Source organism: Pseudomonas sp. GW821-FHT09H03 (genome assembly GCF_059415945.1).
Genome location: NZ_JBWKOF010000008.1, coordinates 274,158 through 287,449, shown reverse-complemented (window position 1 = coordinate 287,449; position 13,292 = coordinate 274,158). Strand labels below are relative to the sequence as shown.

The window sequence follows — 13,292 nt, the reverse complement described above, 5'->3', positions numbered from 1 at the left end:
GACCCCGTCATCGTCCTGAAACTGGATACCTTGCCTTCAGGACGGTGACCTCACACCTCCGAATCCCAGATTACCGTGGCAGTGCCGGAATATTGGCTACCGCCATGTTTGAGCATCTCCTTGGTATCGTCCCCGCCCACCTCGAAATGCAAGGTGCCGGGTTTGCGATCGACATAGAAACCCGGTTGAAACAACTCGGTGCCCGAACCGCTCAGCACCAATGGCTGGCGGTTGACGGGTGAGCCGTCAGCGCGGGTCAAGCCGTTGGGTAAACTCACGCTGATCTGCATGGGCACCTGATGATTGTCGGCATTACGCAGACCGCAGGTGTCGCCCATTTCCAGTCCGCACTCCAGCTTCATCTTGAAACGTGACGAGGCCGAGATGTTGAAGGTCTGGTCGCGAAACAGCCGGGTCGGCTGGCGACTGTTATTCAACCACGCTTGCCAACCGCCCTGTGGTACCAGTTCTACCCGATTACCTCCTGGTGGAATATCGACTTTGAGGGTGTGTTCAACGCTCAGGGTGAAATCGAGTTGAAGAACTCCGTCCGAGGGTACAACGATGTCCCCCAGATCGAAGTCGCCACCAGGGCCTACCGAATATACCTGCGTTCCTTCGTATATCCCCGTGGACATTTGCAGTGGATTTGGCGTGCGTAGTTCGTAGGTGAAGTCCAGATACCGGTAGCCAAGACCAGGGATCTGAAACCTGGCTTGCTTGGCACACACCGCTTCTTCAGGCGTCAGCCAAAAAAATTCAAAGCCTCTAGCACCGTAGTAGCTTTCCCTGCCTATGCTTCTACAAGGAGGCGACACGCTACTCCAACGACTTCCCCACAACAGCGAATGACCTGCTGTAACAGTCGCACTGCCCGTGAGGGCCCTCACATCGTCGCTTACGTCATAAACACCGCCCATCCCGGCAATGCGAACTTCCAGCGCGACCTCTTCGCCGGTGTTACGTTCCCTCACGGTCAGGACGCGCCAAGCCGCTGGCGTCTTTAACATCGCGCCCTTTCGCACATCTGAATGGTTCGGCTCGATGGGGCCATTCAAAGTAGAACTATTGAACATTCTCAGGCTGAAAATACCGTGCGTCTCACAGATGGCTGGATAGTTATTGCAAAACCCTTGATTGCGCGTCGTGTTCCTGAATTCGTTCCTCAGCGGGTTGCTTGGATCAGGGCTGAAAGTGGCAGTGATCTGTTTGACCGCCGCCCCGGCCTGCAACGACGAAATGCTAAGGCAGACACCGATGAAAATCGTTCTTGCCGTGCGCCGCCATGGGACCATTAAAAAATGGACCGTTAATAAATGGACCGTTAATAAATTCATCATTTTTTTGGCGCTCATAAATTGTGTGGCATTTATTAACCGGTTCTCTGCACGGCATCGGTGAATTGGGCCAGGATTGACGGGCTGCAACACAAACCCCCAATTATCAGCACTGCGCGCATGGGCGTCGACTGAAGGTTTTCATTGTCCTGAAGCTCGTTGAACGACAGGCAATAACGTGCGCCTGGTTAAACTTCCGAATCCCAAATCACCGTCACATTTCCGGAATATTTTTTTGATTGCCAGGGATCGAGCATCCACTCCACGTCGCGGGGATCAACTTCGAAATGCAGCGTTCCCGGTTTTCGCTCCACGTAAAAAGACGGCTGGAATAACTCGGTACCGCTGCCATCGCGCAACAATGGGCGGCGTTCGACAGGGCCGCCACTCGCGTCGATTAAACCGCGTGGCAGGCTGACGCTGACATTCAGTTGGACTCTCTCGACACCCGAGGCCCCACCTAACGCGCAGTTGTTGCCATGGTTGTAATCACATTCCAGCCTCATCTTGAAGCGCGAGCTGGCCGAGATATTGAATGTCTGATCACGGAATAATCGCTCAGGTTTACGGCCCTTGTTCACCCAGGCTTGCCAGCCACCCGGGGGAACCAACTCAACGCGATTGCCACCCGGCGGAACTTCAACCTTGAGTTCATGCTGAACTTCCAGGGTGAAATTCAGCATCAAGAGATTGTCCTTGGGCAGTACCAGATCGCCAAAGTCGAAGTCTCCGCTCGGCCCCATCGTGTACGGAATGCTTCCTCGATAAGTGCCTGTACTCATTCCCAGAGGATTCGGGGTACGCAGCTCATAAGCGAACTCAATGTAGCGATAGAGAAACTTCGGAATAGCGAACTTGGCCTGAGTGAAGCAAGCGCCGGCATTTTCCGGAACAAGCCACATAAAGTTGACGAAGTAATCCGTCCCGGTAATAAAACCGGAGCCTATACAGGGTGAAGGCGCATTACTCCAACGACCGATACTCCACAAGGCGCTATCACCGATGCCGCCTGTCAAATCCGTCGCGTTGGCATACAGATCATGTCGACCGCCAATACCGGCAATACGTACTTCGACAATTTCGGGTTTACTGCCGGGGGTGTCAGACACAACCGAAATCTGCCGCCACTCAGACGGTACTTTTAGATAGGCACCGAGGCGCGGATTCGTATGATTGGCTTCTACCGGCCCGCCAGTCGTCTGCTCATAAGGCACGCCCTGAACAATCAGGCTGAACATGTTTCTCGGCTTGCACAGCACCACAAAATGATGGCAAAACTGACTGTTGGGCGTCGTGTTGACGAAGCGGTTTTGCATCGGGTTGGCAGGGTCGGGCTTGAAAACTGCGGTAATCTCAGTCGAAGCCGCTCCCGCCGACAAAGAACCGCACAACCCTAACGCGGCGAGTGACAACCCGGTCAGGGGTTTTGCGATCGAGTACCAAATACTCATGCTATTGATTCCATCTGGATTACAGCCTCAAGGCGCCAGCGCTTCGAAAATCATGTGCACGCTGCCGTAGTAACTGCCCGGTTTGTAACCCTCCGGCACTTCAGCTGCTGCCACTTCCAGGCCCACACGCTTGCCGAGTCGACCATCGAGTTCGGACACCACTTCATCGGCATCCACGGTGAGGCGCTTGCTGTTGAACGTCACGACCAGGGGAATGTTGTCGCTGTCCCGGCCGTTGCTCAGATACGGCTCGTCACTGAGCCGGGCGGCAATACCGCCGTTGGTATTTTTCACGTCGAAGTTCTTGCGCAACGGGGTCAAGCGGCCCGACACCGAATTGAAGGGCAGTACCTGCTCCTGATGAATCCAGTCAGGTTCCGACGGGATTACGTAGAACTCCGCCGTGGGGATGGTCACCGACACCTCGAAGGTTTCCCGTTCGGTTATTGCATTCACGGTGCCGCTGAGCGACAGCAGCGCCAGCGATAGGGTTACGAGAGTTGCCTTGAACATTTTTGTCACCTGACACAGTCAATAAGGGCACTTGCGCAGCGAGTGTCAGCCCTTGAGCTCCACCACTTTCGTGGCCTTGCCTTCGATCATTGTGAAGCGATACTCACGACCGCTCTGTTTGTCGAACTCGAAGGTGCGGCCCGGCAAAATGTGATGTTTGGTGGTGGGCTGGCATTCGTTTTCGTTCTTGGCCGAGCAGTCCCTGAACTCATCGATCACCACCACAGAGTTGCCTTGGTTGTGGATGCGGTACTGGCCGGGGCCGTCATTGACTGCGCTGTCGAAGCGAGTCTCGGTGGGGCGCACGAAAAACACCGTGCCGTACCCGGCCAGCACGTTGACGCCGGCGGACAAGCCCTTTTTGTATTCATCGCGCTCCTCGGCGGACACGGCGAACTCGTCTTCCTGTTCCGGCACTACGGGCACGAAGCGCACTCGGAAATAACGCTCTTTCTCACGCTCGCCCATGAACACCAGACGCGTGCCCTGCATGCCATTGGCCGGAACGATCAACCGCGCGGGACTGGCCATCAGCCCCTCGCGGGCATTCATTTCGGCCTGATTGACGAGCGGCATTTCCCGCATGGTGCCATCGGCGTCGTAGATGATTTCCAGGATGTTGACCTTGACGAAAGCGGTGGCATCACCGCCGTTGAATACCCGTTTCAAGTAGGTACTTTTGTCGCCGTCGAGGTAGTCGTAAACCGTGCCGACGTTAATTTGGGGGGCGGCATTTGCCAGCAACGGCAACCAACCTGCAAACAACAATGCCCATCGAGCTTTCATTTTCCTGACCTCATGGTAATAAACGGTGAACAGACCTGATCAGTGCGCTGATCAGACTTCCGAATCCCAAATAACAGTGACTTCACCGGAGTAGCTGTGACCGGGAAACTTCAACATTTGGGCCACGCCCTCTTTGGTGACTTCAAAGTGCAGCGTTCCAGGTTTTCGATCGACGTAAATATTCGGTTCGAAACGTTCTGTACCGCTGCCACTTAACAATAACGGGCGGCGAGTGACTGAACTGCCACTTGCGTCAACAAGACCATTGGGAAGGCTGACGTTTATATTCAGCGGAACGGTATCGCCCTTTCCATCTTGCAATGCACAGGTATCACCCAAAGGCTCGCTGCATTCCAATTTCATTTTGAAGGGTGTGGAGGTCCAGACATTGAAGGTTTGATCACGAAACAAACGTGTGGGTTTTCGACCATGATTCAACCAGGCCTGCCATCCCCCCTCCGGCAGCAAAACCACTTTATTTCCTCCCGGGGGAATCTCGATGTTGAATACATGATCGACCGTGAGAGTGAAATCAATCTGGATAATGCTATCCGTTGGCTGCATGTTGTCGCCAAAGTCAAAATCAAGATGGGGGCCGACCGTGTAAACAGCACTTCCGGTGTATATTCCGGGTGCCATTTTCAAAGGGTTAGGAGTTTTAATCTGGTAGGCAAAACTAAAATCCCGATAGGCGAATTGCGGCACTTCAAACCTGGCTTGATTGGAGCAATACCTTTCAACCGGGCTAAGCCAAAAAAAATCATGCTCTGTGTCAGTGACGTGAGCACCACCTGCAGTTTCATTACATCCGGTTGGAGCAATACCCCAGTCACCAAATTCCCACAACTTATTAAGTGCTGGATATAGAGGGATTTCCTCCCCGATCAGTTCCTGCACTCGTTTACTCAGTTTGTAGGTACCACCAAAACCCGCAACTCTTAATTCAACTGCGCTGGCATCGCGACCCAACTCATCTTTAACAGGAACAATTTTCCAGCTGGCAGGAACTTTGAATGTGGCTCCGGCACGCGGATTAGTATGCTTTGCCGGGATAGACCTGACTGAATTAAACTCAATATTTGTTCCGACGCTGAATATTTTATAATGCGGAGAATTACACGTCTGTGGATAAATCCCACAGTAACCACTATTCGGCGTTGTATTTTCGAAAACATTAACATGAGGCCTTGATGGATCCGGCGCAAACTTCGCTGTTATGTGCACAACTTCCGCCATCGCCGACGCCGCCGACAACAGCCCCATTAAGGCTATCAATTGAAATTTAATCATCTGCTTCCAGCCATCCATTAGCCGGCGGCCTCAGACTTGTTCGCTGTATCGGCCAATGTGTCCGGAGAACAACGCAAATCCCCGATCATCAACACATTGCTTTCACTGCGCGCATTGGCGGTATCGAGCCGGAACTGGCATAACAACTGATCACCACGACGCACTTCCAGGGTCGGTGAACCAGCGTTCATTTCCATGGAGAAAAACCCGTCCACTTCCGTCACCCCGCGACTGGCGTGGTTGATGACGTGGTGACCCTTGAGCGGCTTGCCTTGCGGGTCGAGCAGACGACCGAGCACGGTCAGGGTTTTGCTCACGATGATCTTGCGGTAGTCCACCCCGCCCTTGTTCAGGTGATAGCGGGTACGCGGCGGTTGAATACTCGCCGACGGCACGTGATTGCCTTCGAAGTCGAAGCTGACCGAACTGTTTTTGTAGGCCGTCAACGGCACGTAGTTGCGACCCGGGCGCAAGGTCGCGCTGCCGCCACTAAGGTCGTCGGCACGCAGGGCGATTTCATCGATGTCAGTTTCCACATCAATGATCATCCCGGCGCCACCGGCGTGTTGCTGGCTGGTCATGACCATGTGCTGGCCACCCACGGCCACCGTGCTGTCGAGGTTCAAGCCACCGGTGTAGTTGCCGTTGTAGGAAGAACGCTGAAGGAAGGCATCACCATTGAAAGCATCGGCCTGAAAACTGCTGAGGCCGGACAACCCGACGCCATAGGTGTCGGCCAGCGCCGTCACCGAGACACTTTGCAGCACGTGGTTTTCCAGGGACTTGCGGTAGGACAGCGAGCCATTGTTGTCGCGCCCGCCCTCCCGGGCCGTGCGGGTGCCGATGCTGCCCGACCATTGTTCACCTGGCCCGCCCAGCGCAATGCTGATACTCAGGTCGACCCCGCGATTGCGTTCGTCACCGCTGCTGTAACTGCCCGGCCGGTCGAACACTGAGAAGCGCCAGTTGGCATCGCTGCCCAACAGCACGGTGCGTTGTGTCCAGCCCAGATCGAGAGCGACCCCTTCGGTATTGCCCTCGCTGTAGGACACCCGCCCGTTGAGTGAATTCTTGCTGCTGAGCCGATGATTGATCGCCAGCGAGGTGTTACTGGTCTGCCCGACAAATACGTTGCGCTGACGCACCCGAGTGCCATCCGGCAAGGTCTCATAGGTGTTGGTGGTGTCCAGCCAACTGCGATTGTGCGTGGCAAACAGGTTACCGGAGCCATAGCTGTAATTGGCCTGCAGATCCATTCCCGTGCCGTGGTCCTGGGTCTGATAAACATTGCCGTACAGGCTGGTGTTGTTGGCCAGGGTCCAGTCAATCGACGATCCGTATTGCTGTTTTCCCTGCAACTGTCGCCCCGACAGCCCCACAATCACCCGTGGATGCAGCAGGTAATTGATGGCTGCGCCCGCCGTCATGTCGCCATAGGATTGCTCATCCCAGTTGCTCAGCAGTTTGCTTTCCTGACCGGCGAACAGGTTGTAACGCCAGCGCTCATCGGAGTTGCGCCAGTTGCTGGGCTTGTACACCAGTTCCTGGGTGGTCGAGGTAATCTGGCCGTCTTCGATCAGCCGCACTTCGACTTCGTAGATACCCCCCGGCAGCTTGCGCGTATCAAGGGTTTGCAGGCCGGCATTGACGGCCTGGGTGTTGACCAGCACGCCATTGCGATAGATTTCCACCGACGCCTGGCGGTTGGCGGTAACGTAGATCGGGTAAACGCTGGGTTTGGGCGTATTGATGGCCAGGCTGTCGGAACTGCCGTACATCAGGCCCACCGCTGTGTCGGGGTTGGCACCGAATGAACGCAATTGACGGCTCAGCCCTTCAGAGTTGGGTGTGAAATAACCCAGACGCAAAAAACTGCCCTGCAGCTCACGCTGGCTATAAAGCTCATGAACCGCGTGGTAGAGCTTGTCGTCAGGCCCCCCGAGCCGGGCCAGTTGCAGGTTCGCGCGCTGGGTCCAGTTGTCCAGGCTGCCGCTGGCTTCCAGGCCGTAACGCCCGCCCAGGTCCTGGTCCTGGCCACCGTTGAGGTTCAACTGGTTACGCACGATCAGGCCGGTGCTACCGTCTTCGGGCAGTTCGTAGTAGCGCGGGGCCTCGACATCGCGCTCGGCATTTTCGGTGGCGATCGACACCAGCGAATTCTGCAGGTTGTAATGCACCGCCAGCATCTGCTCCGGGCAACGGCCCTGACAGGCGCCCAAGGCAACGCCTTGTTTCAGGTACGTGGCCCAGACTTCACGCTCACTGGCGGGAATCTGGCTGTCACCAACGTCGGTGAACTCCAGCAAAGTGACACGATCATCCTTGGTCAAAACGATCATCGCCTCACCGACAAACTGTTGATCACGCTCCACCCGAACCGCTAATGGCACATCAAAGAAGTGCTCTTCGAATTCCGCCGGCAAGCCTTTGGCCTGAGCAAGTAAGCTGCGTGGCGTATTGGCGTTGTTAGTGGGTGCAGCGATGGCACCGGCACATAAAAAAAGTGCAAGCGCTGCCGCGATGGGAGTCATCGGGAACATGATCTGAATACTCGTTTTACATGAGAAGTCGGCGCCTGCCTGTCATCTATCGATGACAAGCAGGCAAGACCGTTGAATAAAAAGCTTTATTCAAGAACAGCGTGCAATTACGGCTTCAGTACAGGTTCGAATACAACGGCAAAATTGGTGCTGTAGTCACCTGTCTGAGTGGCGGTTGGCGTGGCAGCCGTGATGACCATTTCCCGCTGAATGCCCGCTACCGACTCCGTTTCGTTGACGACTTCAGCACTGGTGGTGCCCAACTCAACGGTGCCAATCTTGACTTTCAATGGAATGCTGTCACGGCCGTTATACAGCGCCGCATCGCCATCAATCAGAGCATTGATTGCACCTTTAGGGTCTGTGTGTTTGAAGTTGAAGATACCGCGCACACTGGTCAGATCACCATTGCCTTGCAGCTTCATGGTTTCGTCGCGACCGAAGTCATCGTTTTGCGGTGCAACATTGAACACTGAAGTCGGAACGAACGCCTTGATGTTAATGACCTGATTAATCGGCTCGGCAGCGAAAGCCATGGAAGCGCTCAGAGCCAGGACTGTCATCGGGACGGCGATTGCGATTTTCTTGAACATCATTGAATACCTGTTTTCTTGGATGGTTTCGGTTCATTGAACGTTCGAACGATGCGCCCCTGTCGGAAGCCGCTTTCAACTGAACGTTCAACGCCGGGGCATCATCAACTTCCTCTTCCTGAAAGTAAGCAGGCAACTTCCCACGGACGCGTAGTTAAACAACCTCACGCCCTGAGAGAAAAAGATACAAAAAATCAAAATAGAAAACAGTGACTGTAAGTTACGACCTACAGACAGTTTTTCGAATAAAACCTTACAGCCATTTGATCCAGTTAACGCTGGGTCGACATCTATTTTTAGAATATATACTCAATTATTATTAGAGTAATAGCTTTAATTCTTCCAAAAATGATCCTCGTGCGAAAAATCCGCCGGGTTGCATGAAATTTCCTTGGTGCAATAGATCGTTTCATCGAGCCACCATTCATCGGGATACGCGAACCTGTCGTCAAAAATGTCTTGATCAGCTCTTAAGATATATCTTAAGTTGTATCTAAACACGACGAGAGAAGGCACAAAATGAGAGACCATCATTTTCAACACCGCGAACACGGCGATGGCCGCGACGGCTTCGAAAAGCGCCCCGGGCCCGGCCGCGAACGCGGTGGACGGGGCCCCCGGGTGTTTGCCCCCGGCGACCTGAAACTGCTGCTGCTAGCACTGATCGCCGAACAGCCCTGCCACGGCTATGACCTGATCCGCCAGATCGAAAGCATGTTCGACGGCGCCTACAGCCCCAGCCCCGGGGTGATCTACCCGACCCTGACCTTTCTGGAAGAAAGCGAAATGATTCAGGGCGATGCCGACGGCGGGAAAAAACGCTATGCCATCACCGACGCCGGAAGTCGCTCATTAAGCGACCAGGCGATTGCCCTGGATGGCGTGCGCATGCGCATCGAAGTCAGCAAGCGCTCATTGCGCGGCCACGATCGCCCGGCGGAAATTCACGAGGCGGTGCACAACCTGCGCCACGCCTTGCAGATGCACCATGGGCGCTGGAGCCCGGAAGAAATCCTGCGAGTGCGCGACCTGCTCAACGACACCGCCAAAGCGATAGTCGACGGCCCTGCCGTTCAAGCCAGCCAGGAGAAAGCCGAATGACTGTTGCCGATACGCAAGCCATTCACCGGGTCATGCACGAAATCAAACGCCGGCGCCTGGAGGTGCTGCGCGTGGTCGACCTGACCCCACGGATGCGCAGGATCACCCTCGGCGGACCGGAGCTCGCGGGCTTCGTCAGCCTCGGCACGGACGACCACGTCAAGCTGCTGTTCCCCCAGGACGCAGCACAACAGGCGGCACTCGACACCCTGGTACTGGGTGCCGGCAAAGACAACGGCCCCATGCCGGCCATGCGCGACTACACCCCGCGATGTTATGACCTCGACACGCTGGAACTGGATATCGACTTCGTGCTGCACGGTGACGGCCCCGCCTCCACTTGGGCCGAACAGGCCCAACCCGGCCAGTTCCTGCACATCGGTGGGCCACGGGGGTCGATGGTCGTGCCGGACATGTTCGACAGCTATCTGCTGATCGGCGATGAAACCGCCCTGCCCGCCATCGCCCGACGCCTCGAAAGCCTGGCGGCCAACCGGCGTGCCCTGGTGATTGTTGAAGTTGAAAACGGCAAGGAGCAGCAAGAGCTGCACAGCGCCGCCGAGGTCAATGTGATCTGGGTGCTGCGCGAAGGTGGCAAGGACCATTTGCTGAGGACGGTGCGCCAGGTTCAGGTCCCCGGCGGCAAGCTGTACGCCTGGGTCGCGACCGAGAGCAAGGTTTCACGCCAGATCCGCCGCGTGCTCCTGGATGAGCATGGGCTGGATGAGCAGTTCGTCAAAGCGGCTGGCTACTGGCGCCTGGACGACACCAGCGACGAATAAACACAAAACCTTTGTAGGTGCTCGCTTGCCAGCGATGACGGTCTTGATTTTGCACCGCCCATTCGGACGCCATCGCCTGCAAGCCTGCTCCTACAAGGATTTGTAGGCTTTGGGTGATGAGTGTCTGGCCGCCACCCTGTAGGAGCGAGCATGCTCGCGAAAAACCCGAGGGCGCCGCGGGCGTTCAGGATGCCCGCGATATCGTTCACGTCCATCGCGAGCATGCTCGCTCAAGGTTCCTCGGCGTATCGGCTCCCACAGGAGGCCAGTTGATTCAAGGATTACGCTGCCACCGATCCAGGCCAATCACCAGCAAAGCAATCACCACGAACCCCGCCAACAACCCGCCGGCATTGATGAACACCTGTGGATAACCCAGCTTCTCGACATCGATGAACGGATATGGGTACACCGCCAGCACATGCCCGCGCAACAACGAGTAGCCGAAGTACACCAGCGGATAAATCACCCACAACCCGATGTGTCGCAAGCGCAACGTGCCTTTGCCGACACAGCACCACCAATAGCCCAGAAACAGCAGCGGCATGACCACGTGCAGGAGCTCATCGGCCAGCCATTGCCAGCCTTCGGGGTGCCATAAATGGCGCAATAGCAGGTTGTACCCGAGGGCGACCACGGCAATGCTCACGGTAACGCCGCTACTGACCCACGGCTGGAGAAACCAGCGACGCGCGGCCGACTCACGGGACGTCAGTTCACAGGTCAGTACCGTCGCCACCAGGGTATTGCTCAGCACGGTGAAGTAGCTGAGAAAACTCACCAGGCCGCCGATCAGGCTGGCTTCGATACTCCAGCGCGCATAGAAAATCAGGTACATCTGAATGCTCAATCCCGCCCAGCCGAGGAGGCTGGCCACGGCAACAAAGCGACGCCGCGCCACAGACTGGTTGAGCATGTTCAGAGCGGACGCTTGGTGCGCATCAACTTCACGTACAAGCGTTCGACCTTCTCCCGCGCCCACGGGGTTTTGCGCAGGAAGGTCAGGCTCGACTTGATGCTCGGGTCACTCTTGAAGCAGCGGATATCGATGCGCTCGGCCAGCCCCGACCATTCGTAGTGTTCAACCAGGGCGTTGAGGATCTGCTCCAGCGTCACGCCGTGTAGCGGGTTGTTGTTCTGTTCGGTCATGCCGGGGGCCTTCAAGCGAAGTAGGAATTGGAAGCCGCGCACCTTAGCCGAGGGGGTGGTCCGGTGGAAGGGCTCTGTGTGTTCTGCGTTTAAATGTAGGTGACCCGGGCGATCTTTTTCTGCTCACTGTTACCAATCCCGAAAGAATGCATATCGGTAAAAGCTCTTTCGCTATTTGTAACAGAACATTATCCTTGCGGCCGTCATTGCTGAAACGCTTCCGCCAGCCGCTTCGTTCCTGTTGTTTTCAGTTCATCCCCAGAAAAAGATCAAGAATTTCTTCCCTATGCGTTATTTTCAAACCTCACGAGACAGCGCTGTCTCTACGACTATTGCCAGCCGAAAAGCCCTGAACCTCGTCGGCGGATTCACCGCACTGGGCTTGGTCACCTGCGTTCAGGCGACCCCGGCTTTCGATAGCGATTCGTCGTGGATGCTCGGTGACTGGAACGGCACGCGCACCGCGCTTGCGGAAAAAGGCTACGACTTCAAAGTCGATTACACCGGTGAAATGGGCAGCAATCTGCACGGCGGCTACGACGACGATCGCACTGCCCGCTACAGCGACCAGTTTGGCCTTGGTACACACCTGGACCTGCAGAAAATCCTCGGCTGGAACGACGCCGAATTCCAGCTGACCATCACCGAGCGCAGCGGCAACAACATCAGCAACGACCGCATCAACGATCCGCGGGTTGGCGGCTTCACCTCCGCCCAGGAAGTCTGGGGCCGTGGCCAGACCTGGCGCCTGACGCAGATGTGGTATCAGCAGAAATTTTTCGATGAGCAACTGGACATCAAGGTCGGTCGTTTCGGTGAAGGTGAAGACTTCAACAACTTCCCCTGCGACTTCCAGAACCTTGCTTTTTGCGGCTCTCAGGTCGGCAACTGGGCAGGCGACATCTGGTACAACTGGCCGGTGAGCCAGTGGGCGATGCGGGTCAAATATCACCTGACACCCGAGCTGTACGCGCAGGTTGGCGTGTATGAGCAAAACCCCTCGAACCTCGATCGCGACAACGGCTTCAAGCTCAGTGGCAGCGGCACCCAGGGCGCGGTCCTGCCGGTGGAACTGGTGTGGACGCCCAAGCTCAATGGCCTGCCGGGCGAGTACCGCGCCGGTTACTACTACAGCAACGCTGACGCGAAGGATGTCTACAAGGACAGCAATGGCCAGCCCGCCGCCCTGACTGGCGAGGCCTACCGCAGCGCGTCGAGCAAGCACGGCATGTGGCTCGGCGTGCAGCAGCAACTGACCAGCGTTGCCAGCGACCATTCGCGCGGCCTCAGCGTGTTCGCCAACGGCACGATGCACGACAAGAAGACCAACGCCATCGACAACTACGTTCAGGCGGGCGTGGTCTACAAAGGTCTGTTGGATGCCCGCGCCAGGGACGACATTGGCTTCGCCATGGCCCGGGTCCACGTCAACCCGGCCTACCGCAAGAACGCCGAGGCGAGCAACCAGGCCCGCGTTGTTTTCGACTACGACGACCCGTCCTACCTGCCACCACAGGACACCGAATACAGCGCCGAACTCTATTACGGCGTACACGTCACCAACTGGCTGACCGTGCGCCCGAACCTGCAATACATCCGCCATCCCGGTGGCGTGGACCAGGTCGATGACGCGCTGATTGGCGGGATCAAGGTCCAGTCGTCGTTCTAAAACTCACATAAGACTTTTGTGGCGAGGGGGCTCGTCGGATCGCCGCACCGCCCCGTTCGACTGCGAAGCAGTCGTAAATCA

12 protein-coding genes are annotated in these 13,292 nt (G+C 56.3%); 3 read left to right on the top strand and 9 right to left on the bottom strand.

Annotated elements, in window-relative coordinates; genetic code table 11:
- Window positions 1-50: 50 nt before the first annotated feature.
- From AC07OG_RS14160 to AC07OG_RS14130, 7 genes are all read right to left on the bottom strand, one after another.
- Complete coding sequence (locus AC07OG_RS14160) at window positions 51-1,355, bottom strand: hypothetical protein (RefSeq protein ID WP_495067310.1); 1,305 nt, start codon at window positions 1,353-1,355, stop codon at window positions 51-53.
- A gap of 170 nt (window positions 1,356-1,525) precedes the next feature.
- On the bottom strand, window positions 1,526-2,788 hold the full coding sequence (locus AC07OG_RS14155) for a hypothetical protein (RefSeq protein ID WP_495067309.1): 1,263 nt from the start codon (window positions 2,786-2,788) through the stop codon (window positions 1,526-1,528).
- A gap of 27 nt (window positions 2,789-2,815) precedes the next feature.
- Entirely contained in the window at window positions 2,816-3,301 is a 486-nt protein-coding gene (locus AC07OG_RS14150) for a CS1 type fimbrial major subunit (RefSeq protein ID WP_495067308.1), read from the bottom strand.
- A 45-nt stretch (window positions 3,302-3,346) separates the two neighbouring features.
- Window positions 3,347-4,087, bottom strand: a complete 741-nt coding sequence (locus AC07OG_RS14145; RefSeq protein ID WP_060543168.1) for a hypothetical protein — start codon at window positions 4,085-4,087, stop codon at window positions 3,347-3,349.
- 51 nt (window positions 4,088-4,138) lie between these two features.
- Window positions 4,139-5,395 carry a hypothetical protein gene (locus AC07OG_RS14140; RefSeq protein WP_495067307.1) on the bottom strand — a complete coding sequence of 419 codons (1,257 nt, stop codon included), beginning with the start codon at window positions 5,393-5,395 and terminating at the stop codon, window positions 4,139-4,141.
- Complete coding sequence (locus tag AC07OG_RS14135; RefSeq protein ID WP_495067306.1) at window positions 5,395-7,917, bottom strand: TcfC E-set like domain-containing protein; 2,523 nt, start codon at window positions 7,915-7,917, stop codon at window positions 5,395-5,397. The genes AC07OG_RS14140 and AC07OG_RS14135 overlap by 1 nt, the downstream gene beginning before the upstream one ends.
- A 107-nt stretch (window positions 7,918-8,024) precedes the next feature.
- Window positions 8,025-8,510 (bottom strand): CS1 type fimbrial major subunit, encoded by a 486-nt coding sequence (locus AC07OG_RS14130; RefSeq protein ID WP_495067305.1) that lies wholly within the window; start codon window positions 8,508-8,510, stop codon window positions 8,025-8,027.
- A 519-nt stretch (window positions 8,511-9,029) separates the two neighbouring features.
- Between AC07OG_RS14130 and AC07OG_RS14125 the strand changes: the two genes are divergently transcribed.
- Both AC07OG_RS14125 and AC07OG_RS14120 read left to right on the top strand, forming a co-directional pair.
- Complete coding sequence (locus tag AC07OG_RS14125) at window positions 9,030-9,611, top strand: PadR family transcriptional regulator (RefSeq protein WP_495067304.1); 582 nt, start codon at window positions 9,030-9,032, stop codon at window positions 9,609-9,611.
- Window positions 9,608-10,393: a siderophore-interacting protein gene (locus AC07OG_RS14120; protein ID WP_495067303.1), complete on the top strand. Its 786-nt coding sequence runs from the start codon at window positions 9,608-9,610 to the stop codon at window positions 10,391-10,393. The genes AC07OG_RS14125 and AC07OG_RS14120 overlap by 4 nt, the downstream gene beginning before the upstream one ends.
- Before the next feature lie 274 nt (window positions 10,394-10,667).
- On the opposite strand, the gene AC07OG_RS14115 is transcribed toward AC07OG_RS14120, so the two are convergent.
- Both AC07OG_RS14115 and AC07OG_RS14110 read right to left on the bottom strand, forming a co-directional pair.
- Window positions 10,668-11,309: a Pr6Pr family membrane protein gene (locus AC07OG_RS14115; RefSeq protein WP_495067302.1), complete on the bottom strand. Its 642-nt coding sequence runs from the start codon at window positions 11,307-11,309 to the stop codon at window positions 10,668-10,670.
- Between the two features lie 2 nt (window positions 11,310-11,311).
- The gene (locus AC07OG_RS14110) at window positions 11,312-11,542 is read right to left on the bottom strand and encodes a VF530 family protein (RefSeq protein WP_007903672.1); all 231 of its coding nucleotides are present in this window, start codon (window positions 11,540-11,542) and stop codon (window positions 11,312-11,314) included.
- Between the two features lie 286 nt (window positions 11,543-11,828).
- On the opposite strand from AC07OG_RS14110, the gene AC07OG_RS14105 reads away from it, so the two are divergent.
- Window positions 11,829-13,211 (top strand): carbohydrate porin, encoded by a 1,383-nt coding sequence (locus AC07OG_RS14105; RefSeq protein WP_495067301.1) that lies wholly within the window; start codon window positions 11,829-11,831, stop codon window positions 13,209-13,211.
- Window positions 13,212-13,292 lie beyond the last annotated feature (81 nt).

Coding starts and splice junctions, on each gene's coding strand:
- AC07OG_RS14140 (WP_495067307.1), bottom strand. CDS start 5,395: ATGGATGGCTGGAAGCAGATGATTAAATTTCAATTGATAGCCTTAATG.
- AC07OG_RS14135 (WP_495067306.1), bottom strand. CDS start 7,917: ATGTTCCCGATGACTCCCATCGCGGCAGCGCTTGCACTTTTTTTATGT.
- AC07OG_RS14115 (WP_495067302.1), bottom strand. CDS start 11,309: ATGCTCAACCAGTCTGTGGCGCGGCGTCGCTTTGTTGCCGTGGCCAGC.
- AC07OG_RS14160 (WP_495067310.1), bottom strand. CDS start 1,355: ATGAGCGCCAAAAAAATGATGAATTTATTAACGGTCCATTTATTAACG.
- AC07OG_RS14150 (WP_495067308.1), bottom strand. CDS start 3,301: ATGTTCAAGGCAACTCTCGTAACCCTATCGCTGGCGCTGCTGTCGCTC.
- AC07OG_RS14145 (WP_060543168.1), bottom strand. CDS start 4,087: ATGAAAGCTCGATGGGCATTGTTGTTTGCAGGTTGGTTGCCGTTGCTG.
- AC07OG_RS14125 (WP_495067304.1), top strand. CDS start 9,030: ATGAGAGACCATCATTTTCAACACCGCGAACACGGCGATGGCCGCGAC.
- AC07OG_RS14105 (WP_495067301.1), top strand. CDS start 11,829: ATGCGTTATTTTCAAACCTCACGAGACAGCGCTGTCTCTACGACTATT.
- AC07OG_RS14120 (WP_495067303.1), top strand. CDS start 9,608: ATGACTGTTGCCGATACGCAAGCCATTCACCGGGTCATGCACGAAATC.
- AC07OG_RS14130 (WP_495067305.1), bottom strand. CDS start 8,510: ATGTTCAAGAAAATCGCAATCGCCGTCCCGATGACAGTCCTGGCTCTG.
- AC07OG_RS14110 (WP_007903672.1), bottom strand. CDS start 11,542: ATGACCGAACAGAACAACAACCCGCTACACGGCGTGACGCTGGAGCAG.
- AC07OG_RS14155 (WP_495067309.1), bottom strand. CDS start 2,788: ATGAGTATTTGGTACTCGATCGCAAAACCCCTGACCGGGTTGTCACTC.